Raw genomic sequence first — 25,596 nt, 5'->3', positions numbered from 1 at the left:
TATTTCTCTTGTTTTTTTGTTTTAACTTGTTAAAAATGAATGATGCATTTCGTTTTTTTAACGTAAAAACAAGAAATTATTCATGATAATTTAATGAATTTTGATTTTATATTTTTACTTGCATTCAGATTATTTTGACGATAACAAAACAATGTATAAGCTATTAACTCCTTTAAAACCGATAGGTATAAAACCGGTAAATAATATTACAAAATAATATTACAAAATAATATGAAGATAGTTTGAAGATATTTTGAAGATATTTTGGATTTTTATAGTTAGAATAGCTTCATTTTTAAACGATAATATTAATTTTACACTTATCTTAATACATTAGACTTTACAAATTAATTGAGCTTAGAGCTCGCCTGTTACAGTTTTCATAGTATTTCTTTTATCATGATGTTGCGGTACCAGACATCATTGCCGTGATCTTGCAAAGCAATTTTACCTTTTTTAAATATTCCGAAACTAGGCCATGTTGCAAATTTACTTTTTGCAACCAATGCTTTAAAATTGTCATCCCAAAGTACTGTTTCAACAACAATAACTCCATTTAAAATTAAAGTTAGTTTTCCGTTTTTACAAACAACTTCGGCAGTATTCCATTCTCCAACATTTTTAATCGGTTCTGATTTGCTCTGAATTAAATCATACAAATCTCCGGCACGATGCCTCATTATTTTTCCATCCGGATGGCCATCATTGTCCAAAACTTGCATCTCTAATCCAGTTTCATAAGTATTTTTATATTTTTCGGGATTATCATTAACATAAAAAATGATTCCGCTATTAGCATTTGGAGCCACTTTCCAATCTAATTTTAAATGAAAATTTTCATATTCAGCATTCGTTACTAAATCTCCTCCTTGGCCATTTTTAGCGGCTTCTGGATCAAAATGTAAAACCCCATCTTCTACTTTCCATCCTGTACCGGCCTCAGTATTGCCGTAAGAATGCCAGCCTGTTGTGGTTTTTTTATCAAAAATTGGTTTGAATCCGTTTTGAGCCTGTATGTTTTGAAATAAAGTGAATACAAATACTGTTATAATAATCTTTTTCATTGTTGTAATGTTTGATTTTAATTTTTCTTAAAAATTCAGGTTTTTCAACCTTATTTATAATTACGTTTTTTCAAATTGCTTTTTTTTTAAAATTGTAATTGATTATACGAATATAATAAAACGATTTACTATGTTTGTTTTTTAAATATTTTAAAAGCTATAAATTTTCATGAATCTGATTGAAAACAAGAGAAAAATGAGGATTTTTAACTATTTAGTATAATTAGTTGAACTAAAGAATATATTTAATTATATAAAAGTTTACTGTCCATTATTGATATACTCCGAAGGTGACATTGCAAAACTTTTTTGAAAATTCCTGCTGAAACTCGATTGCGAGTTGTAACCTACTATTTCTGCAATTTCATAGACTTTGTATTTGCCGGAGAGTAATAATTCTGCGGCTTTTTTTAGACGTGCATTATTAATTAATTCATTTGGACTTAAATTAGAAATGTCTTTTATTTTGCGATATAAAGTAGAGCGGCTCATGTGCAAAATATCGGCTAATGATTCAACACTTAAATTGGTATCTGCCATATTCTGGTCTATAATTTCATCTAATTTTTTAATGAAATCCTCGTCGATTTTATTATGAGCTATACTTTTTAAATGTGATAATGGGGAACTTGCATAATACTCCATGACATGACGCCTGTTGGATAATAAATTGTCGATTTGAGCCAATATAAAGTCCATTGAAAAAGGCTTGGAGATATAGGCATCAGCACCTGATTCTAAACCTTTAATTCGGGATTGTACTGCACTTAAGGCGGTTAGTAAAATTACTGGAATATGACTCGTTTCAATATTAGATTTAATACGGTCACACAACTCGATTCCGTCCATTATAGGCATTGTAATGTCGCTAATAACAATATGTATGGTTTCGTTATGAATGACTTTTAAAGCTTCTTCTCCATTAGCCGCTTTAAAGACTTTATATTCTTTACCAAGTTCTTTACTGATAAAATTAAGTAACTCCAAATTATCTTCTACAACAAGTATATGTGTTTTAATATTTTTAGCTATAATCTCATTTTCATATTCTTCATTATTTTCTTTTATCGTGCTCTCGGAAGTATCCTTATAAAGGTGAAACTCACTTTCCTGACGCAATGGCAACTGTAAAACAAAAGTATTCATAGAGTCATCCAAAAATTGCAATTTTAAAGTTCCGTTATGCAATTCAGTCAATGAATGTGCGAGTGATAATCCAATTCCGGTGCCTGTTTGCGTTTCTGAACCTAATATTCTAAAGAAAGGCTCAAAAATTTTACTTTTAAGACCTTTTGGAATTAAATTTCCATCATTCTTAACTATAAATTCCAAAGCGTTTTCGTCTCTGAATAAAGTAATGATTACTTCGCTTTTGGCATATTTTATGGCATTACTAATTAAGTTACTCAGAATTTTTCTAATTGCCTCTTCATCAACAAATGCATAAATATTTTTTTCTCCCAGCTTTAATTCAAAATGAATATGCTTTTCTTCAATTAAAGGAGTAAATTCGGATTGTAAATTTCTAACCAGCATGGATATGTTTGTTTCTACAAAAGTCAATTTCAGTCCTTCCATTTCAGTTTTTCTAAAATCAAGCAACTCATTTACCAAATTTAACAGACGAGAGGTGTTTTTCTCCATTATTAATAAATTCTGTGGAATTTCTGGAGATTCATAAGACCTTTTTAGTAAACTTTCTAAAGGGCTTTTAATTAAAGTTAAAGGTGTTCGGATTTCATGGGCAACATTGGTGAAGAACTCAATTTTGGCATGGTAAATTTCCTTCTCTTTCTCGTTGTTAAGATTGGCAATTTTTTGATTATTTTCCTTAATATTCTTGTTATGATACCTGCGCAACAGCCAGTAAAGACATCCTGATATTAGTAAAAAATAAAAAAAGAAAGCATAATTGCTAGCCCAAAATGGGGGCAAAATTGTAATCTCAATAACAGCTTCTTTGCTCCAAATTCCGTTAACACTTAAGGACTTTACTCTAAATTTATAGTTACCAGAAGGGAGTTCTGTAAAAAAGACTTTATTATTTTTATTTAAATAAACCCAATCATCATTGATGCCATCTAATTTATACCAATATTGCGTAAGTTCCGGAGCTGTATAGCTTAATGATGCAAAATCGATATTAAAATTAGATTGATGACTGTTTAAAGTGATTTTTCTGATATAGGAAATAGATTCGTCAAGTGGAGAGCCTTCATCATTTACGACTACATCCTGATTGTTTATTTGAAGACCGGTAATAAATATGGGAGGATTGTATTTATTTGTACTGAAATTTTTAGGATTGAAGCTAATCATACCATTCAGATTTCCAAAATACATATCTCCATTTGAATCCTTAAAAGCTGAACTGTAATTGAATTGGTCACTCAACAATCCGTTTGCTGTAGTAAAAATTTTAACTGATTTAGTTTTATAATTAAATTTGACTAAGCCCTTTGAAGTTGTAATACATAAATTATGCTGTTCATCCTCAAGAATAGAATAAATTACATTACTTGGAAAACCATTTTTAGTAGTGAATTTTTTAAATTCCTTTTTTCGCGCATCAAATAAATTCAAACCATTTTCGGTTGCGACCCACAGGTTATTTTGTTTGTCCTGGAAAATGGATGTTATAAAATCATTACTGATACTTTTTTCATTTTTAAAATCGTGTTTGTAAAGAACTTTCTCTTTAGTTTTTGAATTGTAGTAAAACAAACCGTCACGATAAGATCCTGCCCATAAATTTCCCTCCCTGTCTTTAAACATACAGGTATAATGGGTGGATTCTGAAAAAGCATCACAAATTTTGAAATTATCATTTTTATCATCATATACATAGATGCCTAATGAAGTTACTACATATAATTTATTTTCAGGAGTTTCATAAAAAGTAATAATAAAATTACTTCTTAGATTGCTCGAAGTCTGATCATAATGTTTTATAACTTTTCCTGAAGCAGCATCCATAATATCGAGACCATGTTCAAAAGTTCCAATCCAAATTTTATTTCCTCTTGGTAATACGGCATGAATGTTATAGAAAGAAAGCCCTGATTTTGTTCCGTTTGGTTGAAAATTGACAAATTTCTTTGTCGCTAGATTAAATTTATTAATTCCGGCATCCTCGGTGCCAATCCAGAGATTTCCCTGATTGTCTTTGTGAATTTCACGTACGGCACTTCCAACAATTGCATTTTCACTTTTGCGGGGAAAATATTTTTTAAACTGATCATATTGTTTTTGATGGTAATTTACCCCGCCAAAATAAGTTCCAATCCACACCCCATTTTCTTTATCGATAGTAATGCAATAGGCAGCATTATCTGAAATTGCATAAGGATCACTCGGACTTTTGCGTAAATTTCGGATTGTTTTATCTTTTAGATTGTAAATGTAAACGCCCGATTCGCTGGCAATCCATAATTCATTTTTATTTCTTTTAAATTGTCGAACAAAAACCGGTTTTTCCGCACCGTTAATAAATGGTATCGTTTTTCCACTTAAAACATCGTACTTGTAAACACCATGATCCCGGGTACCGATTAAAATTGAATTTGAATTTGAATTGGCATCTAAGGCATAAATGACTGAAATGGAAAACGTACTATTAGGTAACTGTACTTTGATTTTATCAAAACTTTGAGTCGCTTCAGAATAGCGATATAAATCATCATATGATGAGGCCCAGATTACTCCATTTTTATCACATGTAATAGAAGTGGCATAAAAGGAATTCCTATCAAACATAGTGGTTTCTTTTGTATCGACATTATATTTAACCAATGTTCCAATAGATATAAACCATAAATTATTCTTTAAATCATTATCAATATCATTAATACGGTTATTAATAGCCGCATTCAAAAAAATAAATTTTTCTAATTTCTTATCATATGAATACAATCCTTTATCAGTCCCTACCCAAATATAATTTTTAAACTCATGCAGCGATTGAATGTAGTTTATTCCTAATGATGTATTAGGGTTTTCTCCGCTGCGAAATGTTTTAAAATGATATCCGTCAAAACGATTCAACCCATCTTTAGTGCCAAACCATAAGAATCCATCTTTGTCCTGAATGGATGCCAAAACAGAATTGTTGGACATACCATTTTCTACCTTATAATGTTTGAAATAATATTCCTGACTAAAAATTGTAGTTGACAAAAACAAAAGACAAATCAATGTCCCTATTTTTAAAAATCTTTGCATGTAGGTGTTTTTATTTAATTTTTTTATAAAAATAACTTTTCCACGTGTGTCATAAGCATACATTTTGTTTTATATGCGGATTTATAACGTTTAATATAGATGATTTGAATCATTTGAACACAATTGTGAAACAAAATGGGATTAAAATTATACCGTCAATATCCTAATTTGGTAAAAAATTAAAATGATATTTTTTTGGCACATAAATTATAGTATTAATAAAAAAAAACATCAAATTTTCAGAGAGTAATTAAAATATACATCTTTGGGTGAGTTGCAATATTACTTAATTTTTAATAATACAAAGTGAAATACTTAAAAAGTTATTTTAATCTTGATGCAGCAATCTTACTGATTAATCATATCCATTTAAAAAGCTAAGAAATAGTATAAGTATGAAAAAATTAATTCTTTTTGTAGCAATTATTTTGTTTGGATGCAATGTGATTCCTCAAAGAAAAACTTATTTATTATTTGAGTTTATGAAAGTTGATTCGAAACGAGAATCAAACTATCTTGATATGGAAAGCTTTTGGGAGAAAATACACGATCAATGTGTTAAAAGCGGCGAGATTATGGGGTGGCAACTTTGGCGTTTGCAACAAGAACGTAAAGATCAAGGCTATCAGTATGTAACGGTTCAGGTTTTTAATGATCCGATCAAAATGTTTCAGGACGCTGATGGCAAGAGTTTTTTAACCATTGCAAAAAGAGCATTTCCTACTATATCTGATGCAGATTTATTAACAAAAGGAACAGAATCTCTTAAAAGCAGAGATTTGGCAGACACATTTTAACTGAAGCAAATTGGCCAGACAAAAGGACAATTTAACTTGTTTTTAGGAACCGTAATGGGAATAATTTCATGAAAGTCAGCCCAAATAATTATGCAAAATATGAAATAGCAGAATCAAAAATCTTTAAGCCTGAATGTCAAAACAGGGTAGATAGCGGTAGAACTGGCAGTTGGAGTTTACTGAAAGTGATAACTCCCGAAGGAAATGCTTTGAATAATGGAATTCCGTACGTTTCGTTAGATAGATTTAAAAATTTTAATCAGCTATTTGGAAGTTCTAATAATTATAATAGTATACGTACCGAAGCAGATCAAAAAGTATGGCAAGAAGCTTTGATTACACGAGAAATAAATTCGTATAGGCAATTTTGATTAAAAAGGCAGCTAAAGAATTATAAATATTAACGCATATTTTCAATATTTTAATTAGTAAATAAAATTCAATACAATCAATAATAAACATTATGGCTTTTTGAGTTTATCCTAATTCACGAAGCTAAAAACCTCAATATCTTTTTTATAATGAAAAATAAATTAATAGCTATTGCTTTATTTTCGGTACTCACAATTAGCTGTAACAAAAGCAAAAGTGAAATTAAAACCGATCAAAGCCCAACTGAAACTTCTGTAATTGAAAGAACAATCTGGACTAAAGAGAAAGCTAACACCTGGTACGCAAAACAGTCATGGCTGGTTGGAGCCAATTTCACAACGGGTAATGCCATTAACCAATTAGAAATGTGGCAGGCAGATACATTTGATCCAAAAAAAATTGATCAGGAATTAGGTTGGGCAGAAAGCATAGGAATGAATGTGATGCGCGTTTATCTCCATGATTTACTGCATAAAGATGATGCTGAGGGATTTTATAAAAGAATGGATGAATATTTGACTATCGCTCATAAACATCATATTAAAACATTATTTGTTTTGTTCGATTCTTGCTGGGATCCTTTTCCGTTATCTGGAAAACAAAGAGCTCCAAAGCCTTTTCTGCATAATTCGGGCTGGGTGCAGTCCCCAGGACAAAAAGCACTTTTGGACGAAAAACAAACGCCGCGTTTAGAAAAGTATATTAAAGAAACAGTAGCGCACTTTAAAGACGATAATCGAATTATAGGCTGGGATATCTGGAATGAGCCAGACAACATGAACAGACCAGCTTATGATAAAGCAGAAAGGGACAATAAAGAAGATTTAGTTTACAAACTTTTGGAAAAAGCTTTTGAATGGGCACGTTCCAGTAATCCTTCACAACCTTTAACATCAGGAGTTTGGGCAGGTGATTGGTCTAGAAAAGGAATGAAACCTATTTTTAAATTACAACTGGAGCAATCAGATGTTATTTCCTTTCACTGTTATGACAAGCCAGCTGACTTTATAAACAGAATAAAAGAGTTAAAACGCTATGGAAAACCATTATTGTGCACTGAATATATGGCCAGACCAAATGGCAGTACTTTCGAAGGATTTTTGCCAATTGCCAAAGAAAACAAAATCGCTATGATGAATTGGGGATTAGTAGACGGGAAAACACAAACTAAATTTCCTTGGGATAGTTGGACAAAAAAATATAAGTCAGCACCGCCTGTATGGTTTCATGAAGTATTTAATGCTGATGGTACACCATACAAAAAATCAGAAACCGATTTTATTAGAAAAATTACATCCGAAGTAAATTCTAAATAAAAGACGACATCATAAAGAGAGCATACTTATTTTAAAATAACTGTGGTTAGTTGTTTAACGTGATTTCAAATTATTGGAACGCTTTGTACCGATAATTTGATTTTTAATTTAACCATTTTTAAAATAAGTCATCATAAGAAATCAAAAAAATCAAGATGAAATATATTCATTAATTAGTTTAAAAAGATGACCAAAAATGGGTCAAAAACAATTATATCTACGTATGAAAATAAATAATTCCATATTAAAAAAAGCACTATTACTGATCCTATTTTGTATGACAAGTAATGCTCTGTCAGCACAGCAAACCTTTACCAATCCTATTTTGGATTATGGACCAGATCCATACAGTACTTATCATAATGGCTATTATTATTACACCCATACCATGCAAAACCATCTGGTTCTTTTGAAAAGCAAAAATTTAGCAGATTTAAAAAACGCAGAAAAGAAAATCATTTGGACAGCACCGGCAAACACAGCATATTCTGCAGAAATCTGGGCACCTGAATTTCATTTTATTATGGGCAAATGGTATGTGTATTTTGCTGCAGACAACGGTTATAATAATACACACAGAATGTATGTTTTAGAAAATAATTCTGAAAATCCAATGGAAGGTGAGTGGATTTTTAAAGGAAAAATAGCCGCACAAACCGATAAATGGGCAATTGATGGGAATGTTTTTACCTATAAAAAACAATTATATATGATTTGGTCTGGTTGGGAAGGAGATACTAATGGGCAGCAAAATATTTATATCGCCAAAATGAAGAGTCCTACTGAAATTGACGGAGACAGAGTTTTAATTTCAAGTCCCACCAATCAATGGGAGTTGCATGGTGCATTGCACGATGATGTAAATCCCGCACAGGTAAACGTAAATGAGGGGCCTCAATTTCTGACACATAAAAATAAAGCCTTTATCGTCTTTTCAGCAAGTGGGTGCTGGACTGATAATTACAGTTTAGGTTTGCTCACTTTTACAGGAAAAAACAATTTATTGGATCCTTTGGCATGGGCAAAATCAGACAAACCCATTTTAGAAAAATCAGATAAAGCTAAAGTTTATGCTCCGGGACATAATTCTTTCTTTAAATCACCAAATGGTAAAGAAGACTGGATTTTGTACCATGCAAATTCAAATCCGGGAGAAGGATGCGGTATGCAAAGATCCCCAAGAATGCAACAAATAAAATGGGACAAAAACGGAAAACCAATTATAGGAGAACCAATATCTGAAGAAGTTACATTAGCAATTCCGGCAATGCAATAATTAGAAATTTAAAATATCAAAATGAAAAAAGTACAAATATTTACCATTCTTATTTCAGGGTTGCTCCTGCAGATTTCCTGTCAAAAAAGGCAGCAAGGCTACATCCAGAAATCAAATAAACTCCTATCAGAAAACGCAGATATACAACCCATCGTTCTTGATGCAGACAATTTTAAAGGAGAAATTGAAGGAAAAAAAGTGAGCCTTTACTGGATTAAAAACGAAAATATCCAGGCAGCTTTTACCAATTACGGTGGACGTTTAATTAGCTTATTGGTTAAAAATAATAAGAATGAATTTGTAGATGTAGTGGTTGGTTTTAAAAGTATAAAAGACTATCAGAATTCTACTGAGAAGTATTTTGGAGCTACTATCGGAAGAGTTGGTAATAGAATTGCCAAAGGTAAATTCAGCTTAAACGGAAAAAATTATAGTATTCCGATTAATAATGGTGAGAATGCTTTGCATGGTGGAACAAAAGGGTTCGAGGGCGTAGTTTGGGATGCAGAAAAAACAAACGAACATACTGTGGTTTTTACTTATATTTCCCCGGATATGGAAATGGGTTTTCCCGGAAACTTAAAAGTAAAGGTAACTTATAGTGTTACGAATGATAACGAAGTTAAAATAGAATACGAGGCTACAACCGATAAAACAACGATTGTAAACCTAACTAATCATGCCTTTTTTAATTTAAATGGAGAAGGAAGGGGTACTATCCTGAATCATATTATACAATTTAATGCTAAAGAATATACTCCTGTTGATAAAGGTTTAATTCCTACAGGGAAAATTGAATCTGTTACAGGTACCCCATTCGACTTTTTTACTCCACACACAATTGGAGAACGAATAAAATCAGATAACATTCAATTAAAGAATGGAGGTGGATATGATCATAATTTTGTATTAAAGCATAAAAATAAAGAAGAGATGATTCACTTAGGTTCAATCACTGGAGATTTATCAGGAGTTGTGATGAATGTCTATACCGAAGAACCTGGTTTTCAGTTTTATACTGGGAATTTTATGCAAAGTAAAAACACCTTTAAATCAGGTGCAAAAGATGATTACAGAACCGCTTTTGCTTTAGAAACGCAACATTTTCCAGATACACCGAATCAGTCTAATTTTCCATCAATAACATTAGAACCAAAAGCAGTTTATCACACTATTTCTTTGTATAAATTTTCGGTCAGCCCTTAGTTTGTTTTCTTTCTTTAATCACTTATAAGTAATTAATAGATTACTAAAAATACAATTCTCCTACTTATTTTTATAAAAAATTTTGTAAAATCAAAATGTTTACATTTATTTGCTAAATCGTTTTAGTATGTCTTAATGATGCATTTGTGATAATTTAATAACATTTAAATTTCTAATATGAATTTAAAACCCGTATTATTTTCAATTTTCTTTATTTCAACAGTAATATTAAAATCCACCAGTCAGGAAGTTTCGTTAAAGAGAACGACGTCGGTGGGTAATAGAATTGTAGAGTTTATACCGACAGGTTTTGATAAAAACAAAACACCCTCATTGATTTTTGCGACAGAACCAAAACCTAAAGGAAAAGTACCAACTGATTGGTCATTGATTCCGGAGTTTACATTCAACAATAGTAAAGCAAGTGCTGTTTTAAATTTGAAAGAAGATATAAGTTTATACGGAGGCGGAGAAGTTACAGGTCCTTTGTTGCGTAACGGTCAGGCTATTAAATTATGGAATACAGACACGGGAGCTTATAGTGTAGAAGGCGGCAAAAGATTGTATCAAACGCATCCATGGGTAATGGGTGTACGAAAAGATGGTTCTGCTTTCGGAATTATTTTTGACAGCACATGGAAAGCTGAGTTAATTACAAACTCAGATCAGATCATATATAATTCAGAAGGAGCTTTGTTCAGGGTATATATCATTGATAGAAAATCGCCTCAGGAAGTGATGAAAGGACTTTCTGAATTAACAGGCACAATCAAATTACCACCTCGCTGGGCATTGGGATATCACCAATGCCGATTTTCTTATGACAGCGAAAAACGTGTTATGGAAATCGCTGACACTTTCAGGGAAAAGAAAATTCCTGCTGATGTAGTTTGGATGGATATTGATTATATGCAGGGTTACAGGGTGTTTACATTTGACAGTATCAGATTCCCGAATCCGAAAGTTTTAAATAATAATTTACATAAAAAAGGATTTAAAGCCATTTATATGATAGATCCTGGAGTAAAAGTTGATAAGGAATATTCTGTTTATAAATCTGGTACAAAAAATAATGTATGGGTGAAGAAAAATAATGGAGAAGAATATCACGGAAAAGTTTGGCCTGGTGATTGTGCTTTTCCTGATTTTACAAATCCAAAAACTAGAAATTGGTGGTCTGGACTTTATAAAGATTTTTTAAACATTGGAATTGATGGTGTATGGAATGATATGAATGAACCAGCTGTAAATGATAATGATTTTCCTGAAGGTAAACGTTTAGGGACAATGCCTTATGATACGCCTCACAAAGGCGGTGGAAATTTGCCTAAAGGTGATCATTTACTTTATCATAATGCATATGGCAGATTAATGGTAGAAGCATCTTATGACGGAATTTTAAAAACAAACCCAGCCAAGCGCCCTTTTCTTTTAACCCGATCTAATTTATTAGGAGGACAGCGTTATGCCGCGACCTGGACAGGTGATAATTATGCCAGTGTCGAACACATGAAATTATCGGTACCAATGTCAATAACATTAGGATTGTCAGGTCAGCCATTCAGCGGACCGGATATTGGAGGTTTCCTTGGAGATACAAGTGGTGACTTATGGGCCAACTGGTTAGGTTTTGGAGCGTTTATGCCTTTTGCACGCGGTCATGCTTGTGCAGGAACAAATGACAAAGAACCATGGGCGTTTGGTCCAGAGATTGAAAAAACATCGCGTATTGCATTAGAAAGGCGCTATCGCTTGCTTCCGTATTTATACACTCTTTTCTATCAATCTTCTAAAACTGGAATGCCGGTTATGGCACCCGTATTTTTTGCAGATACTAAGGATTCACGTCTTAGAGCTGAAGAACAGGCTTTTTTGTTAGGAGCAAATCTTTTGGTTATTCCGGCATTTGCAAAAGATCCAATACTTCCTTCTGGAATTTGGGAAGAATTAAATCTTATAGAGGGTGAGAAGCAGGATAAATATCAGGCAAAATTGAGTATTAGAGGCGGAAGTATTATTCCTGCGGGTAAAGTGATTCAAAATGCTGGAGAAAATTCATTCGATCCTTTAAGTCTTTTTGTTTGCCTTGATGCAAGTGGTAAAGCAAACGGAGAACTTTACTTAGATTCAGGTGATGGATTTGGTTTTGAAAAAGGCGATTATGTTTTGCTAACTTTTAATGCAGAAAAAAAGAGTGATACTGTTTTTGTCAAAATTTCTAAAGTTGAAGGTAAGAGAAACAGCGATGAAGATGTAAAGGCAGTAAATGTAAGTGTAATGCTTGAAGGTAAAATATATACAGGTTCTGGTACACTGAAAGATGGAATTACGATTGATTTAAAATAAAATATAATTGAGATATGAAAAATATTCTGGTACGATTTTGCATTATAACTGTCGCCTTATTATCTTATAATATGGCCTTGAGTCAGCAATCTGGTAAAAAGTTGTCAGATTATGTAAATCCAAATATTGGAACGGCACATAGCCGTTGGTTTTTTTATACACCTGCTGCAATGCCTTTTGGACTTGCAAAACTGGGGCCTTCGACTAATGGGCATTTGGGCAATGCTCAGGGATGGGAAGCTACAGGTTATGATGATAGAGATACTTCGATAGAAGGGTTTGCCTGTTTACATGAATTTCAGATAGGCGGAATCGTATTGGCGCCATCGGTTGGTAAATTACAAACAATACCAGGAAGCCTTGATCATCCGGAAGATGGGTACAGATCAAAATTTGACCGTAAGGATGAATATGCTACAGCAGGCTACTATTCAGTTTTGCTTAAGGATTATAATATAAAAGCAGAACTTACAGCAACAAAAAGAGTCGGTTTTCAGCGGTATACATTTCCAAAATCTTCTCAGTCGAATATCATTTTTGATATTGGTAACAGACAGGGTGAGAGCGGCGCTGTTAAGGAATCAAAGGTTACCATTTCTGAAGATGGAAGAGTAGAAGGTTATGTGATTACAATTCCGGAATATGTTAAAAAATTTCAGTCTGGTGCTGATGTTGCTATATATTTCTCAGCCATTTTAGATAAAAAGCCAACGAGTTTTGGCGTATTTAATAAAAAAGAAACTCAGGCTGGGATTAAACAAATTGCAGGAGAAGGTGCAGGAGTTTATTTGACTTTCGATACAAAAGAGAATGAAATGATTACTGTTAAAATAGGGTTGTCTTATAACTCTATTGGCAATGCCCGAATTAATCTTGAAAGAGAAGCCAAAAAACTAAACTTTGCTGCGGCTAAGAAACAAAGCCTTGCGACATGGAACGACTATTTAGGCAGGATAGTCGTAGAAGGTAAAAATGAAACAGACAAAATTAAATTCTACACAGGTTTATATCACGCTTTATTGGGGCGTGGATTAGGAAGTGATGTAAATGGAGCTTATCCAATGAACAATGGTAAAGTGGGGCAGATTCCTTTGGATGCAAAAGGAAAACCACAGCACAATTATTATAATACGGATGCAATTTGGGGAGGCTTCTGGAACTTAACCCAATTATGGGCGCTCGCTTATCCTGAATATTATGCAGACTGGGTACAGGGACAAATATTGATCTACAAAGATGCAGGATGGCTTGGCGATGGTATTGCTAATAGCAAATATGTATCGGGCGTAGGTACCAACTTTACAGGACTTGCAATAGCATCGGCTTATAATTCCGGGATCCGTAATTTTGATGTAGAAAAAGGATATGAAGCAGCTCTGAAAAATGAATTAGAATGGAGAGGCAGAATAGAAGGTGCAGGTAAAATGGATGTGAAGCAATTTGTAAAACTAGGTTATTCTCCATACTTAGATAACATGGATTATCAAACCAGCGCAGAAGGTTCAGGATTTTCAGCTTCCCACACTTTGGAATATTCTTATAGTGCGTATGCTGTAGCGCAATTTGCTAAAGCGTTAGGTAAAACCAAAGATTATGAAAAACTTATAAAATTAGCTGATGGCTGGAAATTACTTTATGATAAAGAAACAACTTTTATAAGACCTAAGTATGCTAATGGAGAGTTTATAAAAGATTTTGATCCATCACAGCCGTGGAGAGGATTTCAGGAAGGGAATGCCTGGCAGTATACATTCTACGTTCCTCACAATGTTCCTGAATTAGTTAAAACTTTAGGAAAAGATACTTTTAACGATCGTTTGGATAACATTTTTACAAAATCCCAGGAAAATGTTTTTGGAGGCGGAACTAAAATCGATGCATTTGCCGGATTATCAGGATTTTATAATCATGGTAATCAGCCGAATTTACATATATCGTGGCTGTTTAATTTTTCAGGAAAACCATATCTCTCACAAAAATGGGTACGTGCTATTTGTGACGAATTTTATGGAACCGAAGGTATTCACGGCTATGGCTATGGTCAGGATGAAGACCAGGGTCAGTTAGGAGCTTGGTATGTTATGTCTTCTATTGGATTATTTGATGTTAGGGGACTTACAGATGTTAATCCGTCATTTCAAATTGGAAGCCCATTGTTTGATAAAGTCACTATAAGACAATTAGGAAAAAACCGTGATAAAAGTTTTGTTATTGATGTAAAAAATAATTCTAAAACCAATATTTACCTGCAGGAAGTAAAACTGAATGATACTGATTTAGATAATCTTTCAATCGACTTAGAGGCTGTTAAAAAAGGAGGGACTTTAAAAATGAAAGTAGATGTGAAGCCTGCAGCTACTTGGTCTGAATAAGTTATTTTCTATTATTTTCTTTCACAAAACGCGAATGTTATGAGAGCGATGATCTGCTGATTTAGATTGTACATCAGGTGTTTATAATTTTACTAACTAACTATAAAAACCAAAAAATGAAAAAAAAATTACTCTTATTATTTTACCTTTTATGTGGATTTATTCATCTGAATGGACAAACTCTTAATCAAAGTTTTTATGTGGATTTTGGTCCGACAGGGGGAACTCAGGGAGCAATAACATTAAGCCCTGATGCAAGTGGTCATTATTGGAATAATATGATAAGTGAAGGCGTAGGAAGCAGCCTCACTTTGATCAATGCTAATAACATTACTACAGGTTTTAAACTTGAAGTTACCGATAATTTTACATTAAATTCGACTGTAAATTATGGACCATCAGTAACAATGGCAGCTAATTTAGACGACTTAGCAATAGGAACCGCCACTCAGGATTATTTTTTTGTCGAGGTTCCTAATCCAACAGGACAGCTTAAAATACGCAATTTATCCCCTACAAAAGGCTATAAGTTTACTGTTTTTGGTTCAAGAGTTGCTTCTGGTTCGGGGGTAAGAGAATCGAAATTTGTTTTTACAGGAGGAAATTCTTTTACAGGTCAGCTTATAACAACAGATGGATCAACTGGGAACATTACCACAATGCTTAAAACAATACTATTATTACCGGATGCTTCAGGAGTTATAACTATAGACTTATCTATTGTTACAGGAAATTTCGCCTATATAAATGCCTTGAAAATGGAAGAATATGACATTCCGGTAAATCAAAGTATGTATGTAGATTTTGGCCCGACAGGTGGTAATAATGGAGCAATTACACCAAGCCCGGATGCAAACAATCACCATTGGAATAACCCAACAAACGGATCTGTAGGAGCGACAACTGCATTGATCAATGCTAACAACGTGGCTACCGGTTATACCATTACTGTCACTGATAATTTTTCAATAAATTCATCTGATAGTTATGGATTATTAACACCAACGACAGCTAATTTAGCTGATCTTGCAGTCAAAACTGCTACTTCAGATTATTTTTATTTAGAAAGCGGTAATCCTACAGGGCAGCTTAAAATAAGTAATTTATCTCCTTCAAAAGGGTATAAGTTTAATGTTTTTGGCTCAAGAGTTGCTGATCCGCCGGTAAGAGAATCGAAATTTATCTTTACAGGAAAAAATTCTTTTACAGGTCAACTTGTAACAACTGACGGTGCGGCTGGGAACAATAATACAATTATTAGCACAAATGTATTATTTCCGAATCTTTCCGGAGAAATAATTATTGACTTATCAATTATTAGTGGCGGTTTTGCATATATAAACGCTTTGAAAATTGAAGAATTTGAAATTCCTGTAATTAATGTAAACGCACTTCAAATAACAGGAAACAATATTATAACAAGTGGACAAACATCACAACTGTCAGTTGTAGTTACGCCGTCAAACGCAAGTTCATCTGCAGTAAGCTGGAAAGTTGATAATACTAATATTGCCACTATCACCAGCGCAGGTTTGCTTAGTCCTGTAGGTAATGGGGCGGTAGTAGTGACAGCAACGAGTTTGCTGACCCCTTCAGTTTCGGCTACTAAAACAATTAACGTTTCTAATCAGATATCAGAATTGTTTTTCTCAGGAACGGCTACAGAAAAAGGAGATAATATGAATGACGCTCTACCAATGAGAATGGTTAGGGGGCTGACTAATAACATAACAAACATTTTTGAAATATATACTTCATTAAAAGCAAATGGTACAATTAACTTTTATACTTCTAAATCTGGTGGTGCTTTTTATGGCGCGGGTTCAGGAGGGGGAGCACTTTCTTTAAATGGTGCAGGAATTGACCCCGCTGAAACAGGAACAGTACTTATTACCGTAAATTTAAATACTAATACATATAGCATTGTCCCAATAAGATGGGCTGTAGCCTCCAACATGATTACAGGCAGTTGGGCTGCTGCTGAAGGTGCTCCCTTGGATTATCAAGGTAACGGAATCTGGTCAAAAACAATTGATATGACTGTTTCCAATGGTGAAACTGACACTCGTTTTAGTTTTAAAGGAAATGGTGATTGGCCATATTCTTTCCATAAAGTTACAAATACTGCCAATACAGTAATGTTGAAATCAGAGTATCAGGCATATAATGTTCCGACTGAAGATATAGCACTTAAATATGGAAAATTTAAAATTACACTTGATTTAAGTACATACACATATTCAATTGAATGTGATAATATAGATGATTTGGAAATATCTGTAATGGGATCTTCTGTAGCAAACGGACATGGTGCTACTGATAATCATGGGTATGCTTATCAATATGCTCAATTACTTGGAGAGCGTTTTTCGAACGGAACAAGTTCTAAATTTACTACTTCAAATATTGCCATAAATGGAAATAATACGATTAGTCTCCTGAACCGATATGAAAAAGACCTTATAGGGGACTGCAGTAAATATGTAATTTACGGTCTTTCACTTGGTAATGAAGGCATTCATGAAAATGGGCAGCCAGCGTTTGACCAGTTTAAAGCTAATATGTTATTGCTTATTGCAAAGGCGAAACAAAACGGAAAAATTCCGGTGGTTATGAATAATTATACTCGTGAAGATTATAATGCAGCGGATTATAACTTTATAAAACAAATGAATTTGCTAATTCATGAATGGGATGTGCCAAGTATCAATCTTCTGGGAGCAATTGATAATGGAGCCGGCAGATGGGCAACAGGATATAAATCCGACGATTTACATCCAAATGATGTTGGACATACAGAGTTCTTTTATGCAATGGTTCCATCTTTATTTGATGCTTTAGAACAAGGAAAGTCCTTACCAAAAATTGTTGCAGGAACTCCTTTAAATATAAATAATATACTTTCTACAGGATCAATAAAATTTACACCTGAAAAAACCATACATTCATTTACAACATCGTTTGATGTTAAGATAAGTTCAATAGGTAATATAGCCTCTTTTAGTACAGCGACAACGGCTGGCATTATTGCTATTGATAAAGATGGACATCTAATTTACACTTCTCCTTCAGGAACTAAAATTACAGGATCTACTGTTTTAAATGACAATCAGTGGCACAAAATCACACTTACTCATTTTTACGCAAGAGGAACAACAGTTCTTTATTCAGGTGCTACACTTTTAGGAAGTCTTAATGAAAAATTAGAAGCAAAAATGTTTTCTTTAAATCCTGCAAATGCACCAACATCAATTCAGTATAAAAACTGGTTTTTCTACAGATCAGGGATGAATTTAGAAGAGGTAACAGCACTGAATAATGGTAACATGCTTAAATCAAGCCTTGAGTTATATGCTCCACTTGATGGAGGGCAGGCTACAGGTGATGCAACTTTTGCTAATCTTGCTCAAAGTACTAATAAAATTGACTTCTCAGCAGTAACCTTAAAAACTATTGACTTTAACAGTAGCAGTAAAATAATACAGTTATATCCAAATCCGGTACACGAAATCCTTACAATTGATTCTGGAGACAATGACATTAATAAAATTGAGGTCTATAATGCACTTGGAGGATTGGTTAAAACGGTTATTGACTCTAAAATAATAAGTGCAGGTTCATTTACTTCGGGAGTTTATATTCTGAAGATCTTTTATTCAGATTCCACAATTAGTTCTTATAAGATAATGAAGAAGTAAATTTGGGATTAAAAAAAATCAATTTTTATATAATCTGCCTTTTTTAAAGAGGCAGATTTTTTCTATAAACTATATATAAGAAAAACTATGAAACAGATTTTATTTTTTCTTCTGATTATTTGGTGTTCAAAAGCAATTGCACAACCAATAGTTTCAGGGAAAACAAAAAACAATAATCCCATTTTCAAAGGTTGGTATGCCGATCCTGAAGCAATTATTTTTGATAAAATGTATTGGGTTTATCCCACTTTTTCGGCTCCTTATGAGGACCAGATTTTTCTGGATGCTTTTTCTTCCAAAGATTTAACTCATTGGACAAAACATCAGAGAATTTTAGATACAGTGGCAGTAAAATGGGCAAAAAAAGCAATGTGGGCGCCTTCAATCATTAAAAATAAAAATAAATATTTCTTGTTTTTTGGAGCAAATGATATTCAGAGTGACAATGAAGTAGGCGGAATTGGTATTGCCGTAGCTTTAAAACCTGAAGGGCCTTATAAAGATTATTTAGGAAAACCACTGGTTGATAAATTTTATAACGGTGCACAACCTATTGATCAATTTGTATTTAGAGATAAAGATGGTCAGCATTATTTAATTTATGGAGGATGGAGACATTGTAATATTGCAAAGCTAAAAGCAGATTTTACAGGTTTTGTTCCTTTTGAAGAGAAAACTATTTTCAAAGAAATAACACCCGAAAACTATGTCGAAGGTCCTTTTATGTTTATCAGAAATAACAAATATTACTTTATGTGGTCTGAAGGAGGCTGGACAGGACCTGATTATTGTGTGGCATACGCGATTGCAGATTCTCCAATGGGGCCATTCAAAAGAATTGGAAAAATCTTAGAACAAGACCCTGAAATAGCTACAGGAGCGGGTCATCATTCTATTATAAAAACACCTGATTCTGACACCTATTATATTGTTTACCACAGAAGACCGCTTACTGAAACTGATTCAAGTTCCAGGGAAACGTGCATAGAGGAAATGTATTTTGATGAAAATGGTTTTATAAAACCTGTTGTTATAACAAACGAAGGGGTAAAAGCACATACCATTAAATAATTTAGATATTCTATTTAAAATAAAGAGATCTGTTAATACTTCTTTAAATTTTGCCCTTTAAAAAAATAAAAATCATCTTTCAAATCAGGATTATTAATTATGTTGATTGATTTTTTTATTTATTTATTTATACTGATTATCATACAGTTGTTTGTTGTTTTTAACAATGAATTTTAGCTAAGATTTATTCTTAAATATTTTTTAGACTTATTTAAAAAACCTGACAATGGAGTCATTAAAAACAATTTACCTGAGTTTTAAGAAGTCTCTGTAAGAATATTAGCCAACATGTGGAATAGATGCTGTCAATGTATTTTTTGACAAAACATCTTGTTTTTAAATTTTTTAAAAATGAATTTAGATTAAACTAATTGGATAAAAATTAAAAGAATACACCACTTTTTTTACCTTAAAAATGCTTGTATTTTATTCTTTCTTTTGGAGCAATTTTTCATTTGTAGTGTATTACGTATTTATTTTTTAAATATTCCATTTATTCTGCGTTTTCAGGCGTGTATGAACCATTTCAACATAATTATGAAACAAAATGGGATTAAAATTATGTTGTCTATAGCCTAATTTGGTCAAAAATTAAAATGACATTTTTTAGGATATAAAATTACACTATCAATAAAAAAAATGATAAATATTTTAACATGTTTAAAAAAAAGTAAAATTTGGTATCTTATTACTATTTCAATTTTTTTTCATATTGAAAATAGTAATAAAAATAAAATCTTAAAAAACACATTTTAATTCAAAAAGAAAACTAACTAATAAAAACCAAAAACTAACTCAAATGAAAATTAAACCGACTTGGAAAATTTTATCCACTCAACTGAACTTATTTACCTTGAGTAAAAAGTTTAGTAAGAATGGATTGATTTGCTTATTGTTTCTAATGCTCTGTGCGGGGAATGGTTATGCACAGAACAATTCACAGGATCCCATAAAAATAACCGGAAAAGTAACGGATTCTAAAGGACTTTCATTACCAAGTGCTACTGTATTGGAGAAAGGCACAAAAAATGCTGTAAATACAGATTTTGATGGTACTTTTAACATTACGGTATCTTCTCCTAATGCAGTACTTATATTTAAGTATATCGGAATGAAATCGCAAGAGCATCCTTTGAATAATGCTAAAAAAATAACAGTAGCAATGGCAGAGGAGACAAACGACCTTCAAACAGTTGTAGTTGTTGGTTATGGTACGATGAAAAAAGCTTCAGTTGTAGGATCTATTAGTACTGTAAAGCCTTCGTTATTACAAGTAGGAACTTCCCGTACATTAGGTAACAATCTGGCAGGTCAGGTAACTGGGATAATGGCCGTTCAAAGATCAGGTGAACCAGGCTATGATCAATCGGATATTAAGATTCGTGGAATCTCTACTTTTGCGGGGGGACAAAATCCGCTTGTATTAGTGGATGGAATTGAACGAAACCTAAACGATCTTGACCCTTCAGAAATTGAATCTTTCTCAGTTTTAAAAGATGCCGCTGCTGGTGCTGTTTATGGCGTTAGAGGTGCAAATGGAGTTATTTTGATCAATACCAAAAGAGGTTTTGTGGGTACTCCAAAAATACAGGTAAGAACAGAGTATTCTATTCAGGAACCTACTAAATTGCCAAGATTCATTGGTGCTGCACCGTATATGAGTTTGCTAAATGAATTAGCTGCAGACGATGGTAAAGTGCAACCCTATTCAGAAGATCGTATTTTAAAAACAGCAAGTAAATATGATCCTGATTTATATCCCGATGTAAACTGGGTAGATGAAATTACCAAAGATTATGCTTATACGTCCAGAACGAATTTAAACATTGCAGGAGGTTCTGAAATCCTAAGATATGCTTTGACAGCTTCTTATTATAGCGAGAAAGGTATACTTTCTGCTGATCCAAAGTTATCCTATGATACAGAAACGCGATTGAATAGAGCAAATATTCGTTCAAATGTTGATGTTAACTTGTCTAAAACAACTTTATTCAGATTAAATATCGGAGGTTTTCTACAAAATCTTAACAAAGGCAATAGCAGCACTGACGACTTGTTCGACAGTGCGTTTCAAACGACTCCTTTTGCGCATCCGGCAGTTTATTCAGACGGGACTATTCCTAAGGTTATAAACCGTGCAAACCCATGGGCTATGAATACGCAACAAGGATTCTACAAACACAGTGGCAGCAAAATTGAAAGTCTCGTGTCATTAGAACAAGATTTTAAAGCTATTACGCCAGGATTGAAAGCGAAATTCACGTATGCGTTTGATTCTTTTTCTGAAAATAAGGTAGAACGCGGTAAATCACCTAACTATTATAATGTTGCTACTGAAAGAGATCTTGATGGGAGCTTAATTCATGGAATTCAAGTATATGGTCAGGATTACCTTGGGTACAATAAAAATTATAACAATGATTATTTTGGAAATAAGCGTATTTATTTGGAAGCAAATCTATCGTATAGCCGTGCTTTTGGAAAACACGATGTAACAAGTATGTTGCTGTATAATCAAGATAGTTTTCAGGATGAAAGAGGGCCTCAGGCTTTTAAACATCAAGGAATGGCTGGAAGGGCTTCCTATACTTTTGACCGAAAATATGTTGGGGAAGTAAATTTTGGATACAATGGTTCAGAGAATTTTGCAAAAGGACAGCGTTTTGGATTTTTCCCTTCTGTATCTGCGGGCTGGATAGTAAGTGAAGAAAAATTTATGGAGCCGGTAAAACACATTTTCAATAAAATTAAATTTCGCGGATCTTATGGGTTGGCAGGAAATGATAACATTAATGGAAACAGAAGATTTGCCTATCAAACTACAATTAATGAGGGTAGTAATTCAGATTATCACTGGGGAAATGGTCAAGGTGTAAAATATGAAGGTATTGAGGAAGGTGAAATTGGAGTAACTAATTTAACATGGGAAAAAGTTGCAAAAGCAGATATTGGTTTAGAATTAGGAATATTGAATACGATTGATTTGACAATAGATGTATTTCAGGACAAAAGGAAAGACATCCTTATTCAACGAAATACTATTCCAAGCCAGGCAGGAATTATTAATTCGCCTTATGCCAATTTTGGGAAAATGGAAAATAAAGGATTTGAATTCGCCTTAAATTTCAATAAGCAGATAACTCCAGATTTTTTTATGAGCTGGCGCGCCAATTTTACTTTTGTTGAAAATAAAGTGACTGAAAGGGACGAAGCCGAAGCTGTAAAAGGCACTTACCGTTCTGCTACAGGTATTCAGCATAATACATTATATGGTTATATAGCAGCAGGGTTATATACTCAGGAAGACTTTGCTTCGGACAATGTATTAGTTTCAGGATTGCCAACACCTACATTTGGTAAAGTTCGTCCAGGAGACATTAAATATGAAGATAGAAATAAAGATGGACTGATAGATGGCTTAGACGAAGGTTTTATAGGTGGCACAACGGATCCTCAAATAGTATATGGTTTTGGAAATACTACTAAATACAAGCAATTCGATTTTAGCTTTTTCTTTCAGGGGATCGCAAAATCTGAACGAATCATAGGAGGAAGCACTTTTATACCAGGAACTGGTCAGGGTACTTTGGGGAATATTTATGATAACTACCAGGACCGTTGGACCGAAGAGAATCCTGATCAAAATGCATTTTATCCAAGATTGAGTTATGGTCCTAATATAAACAACGCTCTTCCATCGACCTGGTGGAAAAAAGACATGAGTTTTGGCCGATTGAAATCTGTAGAAGTTGGATACTCATTGCAGAAAAACACCGCAGAAAAAATGAGACTCCAAGGATTAAGGGTATATGTTAGCGGTAATAATTTATTCTACGTTTCGAATTTTAAACTTTGGGACCCTGAGCTAAATACATCAAATGGTTTGAAATACCCATCAACAAAATCTCTTCTTTTTGGATTAGATATAAGTCTATAATTTTAAAACAATGAAAATGAAAAATTTACATATCAGATTAATATTCCTTTTTTTAGGATTATTTTTATCGACTTCGTGTTCAGATTACTTAGATAAAGAGGATGATGTCGAGCTTACTTTGGACGCTGTGTTTCAGAGTAAAACGAAAACAGAGAATTGGCTGGCTAGCTGTTACTCCAGGATTCCGGATCCTACTTGGGGGTATACCCGCAGCTTGGGATGGGAAATTTTAGCAGATGATATGACTCCATCAGAGAGATGGCGTCAATATGACTGGCAAGTAATACCATTTGCGATTGGTGACTGGGCAGTTAGTTCACAATGGAACCCTGGCTATTGGAATAATTTACCTCAAAGAATAAGAGAATGTAACATCTTAATAAAAAACATTAAGGTTATACCTTCACAAAATCTAACTGAAAGTGAAGTAAAATTGATGATTGCTGAGTGCCGTTTTTTAAAAGCATATTATTACTCACTTTTAATAAATACTTATGGCCCAGTCCCTTTTAATCCTGATGAAATTACTCCCGTAGATTTTAATCTTCCGGATTTGCAAGTTGGCCAAACACCTTATGATGAAATTGTAAGCTGGATTGATAATGAATTAAAAGAGGCAGAAAAAGTTTTGCCGCAATCATACACAGATGGTAAAAAATACGGTCGTGCAACATCTATTATGTGTAAAGCTGTTAGAGCCAGAATGTTGCTTTTTGCAGCAAGCCCACTTGTAAACGGAAATCCAGAGTATGCTAATCACCTTTCAAAAGATGGGAAAGCATTATTTAACCCTTCTTACGATGCTAATAAATGGAAAATTGCGGCAGATGCAAGTAAAGATTTGATTATAAGTGCAGAAGCAGCCGGTCATAAATTGTATGTAGAATTGAATACTGCTGGAGAAATTGATCCGTTTTTATCTTGTCAAAAGTTACATCTTGTAGAAGCTAGTCAGGGAAACAGAGAAGTACTGTTTGCTCGTCCGAATGTAGAATCCAAAGAATATGACAGGCATACAGCACCAAGCGGAAGCGGTGGCGCTGGAGGATACGGTGTTACACAATCTCTGGTAGATGCATTTTTTACCGCAAATGGCTTGCCTATAAGTGATCCTGCTTCCGGATATGTTGAAAATGGTTTTTCCGGAGAAGATGGATATTGGACCAATGGATTAACAAAATGGAATGAATCTAAAAATGCGGGCTTAGTTACGGTCTCTGGTACTTACAATATGTATTGCAATCGTGAACCAAGATTTTATCTGGCAGTTAACTTTGATAGGGCATGGTATACAGATGGTGCAAATGCTGGAAAAGATCAAGGTAGAAAACTAGAGTTTTTTAACGGTGCTAAAGATAATAACCATACACATGATGCCCCGCAAAATGGCTATTTGGCTAAAAAAAGAACTGATCCAACAAGAGATCCTCTACGCGATTATTTTGCACCACGTCATGGAATTCTATATAGATTGGGAGAAGTATATTTAAACTATGCCGAAGCACTTAATGAATCAGATGCAGGTAATCCAGATATCTTGACATATCTTAACAAAATTAGACAAAGAGCTGGTGTAAGAACGTATACAACAGGAGCATCTGACGCTTTAAATATACATGTTGACAGTGATCAGGAAAGCATCAGAAAAATAATCAGAATGGAACGCAGAGTAGAACTTTGTACTGAAGGAATACGTTACGATGATTTAAGAAGATGGAAATTAGCAGAAACTGTCCTGAATGGTTCTTTTTATGGGATGAACTTTAATGGTAAAAATGAAGCTGAATTCTATAAAAGAACAGCGTACCAGACAAGAGTATATAGAAAATCATTTTACTGGTTTCCAATATACCTGGCAGAAATTGAAAAGAATCCAAATTTAGTCCAATCACCTTTCTGGGCCAAATAACTAAAAACCAA

Annotated in this window: 13 protein-coding genes; 11 read left to right on the top strand and 2 right to left on the bottom strand. The window is 33.5% G+C overall.

Annotated features, from left to right (window positions below; all coding sequences use genetic code 11):
- Window positions 1–380: 380 nt before the first annotated feature.
- Both ACEN2I_RS15945 and ACEN2I_RS15940 read right to left on the bottom strand, forming a co-directional pair.
- Window positions 381–1,064 (bottom strand): 3-keto-disaccharide hydrolase, encoded by a 684-nt coding sequence (locus ACEN2I_RS15945; protein WP_441767095.1) that lies wholly within the window; start codon window positions 1,062–1,064, stop codon window positions 381–383.
- A 261-nt stretch (window positions 1,065–1,325) separates the two neighbouring features.
- Complete coding sequence (locus ACEN2I_RS15940; RefSeq protein WP_441767094.1) at window positions 1,326–5,285, bottom strand: hybrid sensor histidine kinase/response regulator transcription factor; 3,960 nt, start codon at window positions 5,283–5,285, stop codon at window positions 1,326–1,328.
- A 395-nt stretch (window positions 5,286–5,680) separates the two neighbouring features.
- On the opposite strand from ACEN2I_RS15940, the gene ACEN2I_RS15935 reads away from it, so the two are divergent.
- The 11 genes from ACEN2I_RS15935 to ACEN2I_RS15885 all read left to right on the top strand — a co-directional run bounded on the left by ACEN2I_RS15935 (window position 5,681) and on the right by ACEN2I_RS15885 (window position 25,585).
- A complete protein-coding gene (locus ACEN2I_RS15935) occupies window positions 5,681–6,082 on the top strand; it encodes a hypothetical protein (RefSeq protein WP_441767093.1) in 402 nt (133 codons plus the stop codon).
- A gap of 68 nt (window positions 6,083–6,150) precedes the next feature.
- Window positions 6,151–6,453 (top strand): hypothetical protein, encoded by a 303-nt coding sequence (locus tag ACEN2I_RS15930; protein WP_441767092.1) that lies wholly within the window; start codon window positions 6,151–6,153, stop codon window positions 6,451–6,453.
- Between the two features lie 150 nt (window positions 6,454–6,603).
- On the top strand, window positions 6,604–7,770 hold the full coding sequence (locus ACEN2I_RS15925) for a cellulase family glycosylhydrolase (protein ID WP_441767091.1): 1,167 nt from the start codon (window positions 6,604–6,606) through the stop codon (window positions 7,768–7,770).
- A 277-nt stretch (window positions 7,771–8,047) separates the two neighbouring features.
- Window positions 8,048–9,046, top strand: coding sequence for a glycoside hydrolase family 43 protein (locus ACEN2I_RS15920; protein ID WP_441767090.1), 999 nt, complete (start codon window positions 8,048–8,050; stop codon window positions 9,044–9,046).
- Window positions 9,047–9,067: 21 nt separating this feature from the next.
- Window positions 9,068–10,252, top strand: a complete 1,185-nt coding sequence (locus ACEN2I_RS15915) for an aldose epimerase family protein (RefSeq protein ID WP_441767089.1) — start codon at window positions 9,068–9,070, stop codon at window positions 10,250–10,252.
- A gap of 177 nt (window positions 10,253–10,429) precedes the next feature.
- Window positions 10,430–12,598 (top strand): TIM-barrel domain-containing protein, encoded by a 2,169-nt coding sequence (locus tag ACEN2I_RS15910; protein WP_441767088.1) that lies wholly within the window; start codon window positions 10,430–10,432, stop codon window positions 12,596–12,598.
- Between the two features lie 14 nt (window positions 12,599–12,612).
- A complete protein-coding gene (locus ACEN2I_RS15905) occupies window positions 12,613–14,970 on the top strand; it encodes a GH92 family glycosyl hydrolase (protein WP_441767087.1) in 2,358 nt (785 codons plus the stop codon).
- Window positions 14,971–15,086: 116 nt separating this feature from the next.
- On the top strand, window positions 15,087–18,668 hold the full coding sequence (locus tag ACEN2I_RS15900) for a GDSL-type esterase/lipase family protein (protein WP_441767086.1): 3,582 nt from the start codon (window positions 15,087–15,089) through the stop codon (window positions 18,666–18,668).
- Between the two features lie 87 nt (window positions 18,669–18,755).
- Entirely contained in the window at window positions 18,756–19,739 is a 984-nt protein-coding gene (locus ACEN2I_RS15895; RefSeq protein WP_441767085.1) for a glycoside hydrolase family 43 protein, read from the top strand.
- Between the two features lie 799 nt (window positions 19,740–20,538).
- Window positions 20,539–23,676, top strand: coding sequence for a SusC/RagA family TonB-linked outer membrane protein (locus ACEN2I_RS15890; protein ID WP_441767084.1), 3,138 nt, complete (start codon window positions 20,539–20,541; stop codon window positions 23,674–23,676).
- Between the two features lie 16 nt (window positions 23,677–23,692).
- Complete coding sequence (locus ACEN2I_RS15885; RefSeq protein WP_441767083.1) at window positions 23,693–25,585, top strand: RagB/SusD family nutrient uptake outer membrane protein; 1,893 nt, start codon at window positions 23,693–23,695, stop codon at window positions 25,583–25,585.
- The last annotated feature ends 11 nt before the right edge of the window (window positions 25,586–25,596 follow it).

Origin of the sequence: Flavobacterium sp. W22_SRS_FK3 (assembly GCF_052113665.1) — a bacterium.
GTDB lineage: Bacteria > Bacteroidota > Bacteroidia > Flavobacteriales > Flavobacteriaceae > Flavobacterium.
The sequence above is the reverse complement of the archived record's forward strand: the minus strand, read 5'-3'. Positions and strand labels throughout refer to the sequence as shown.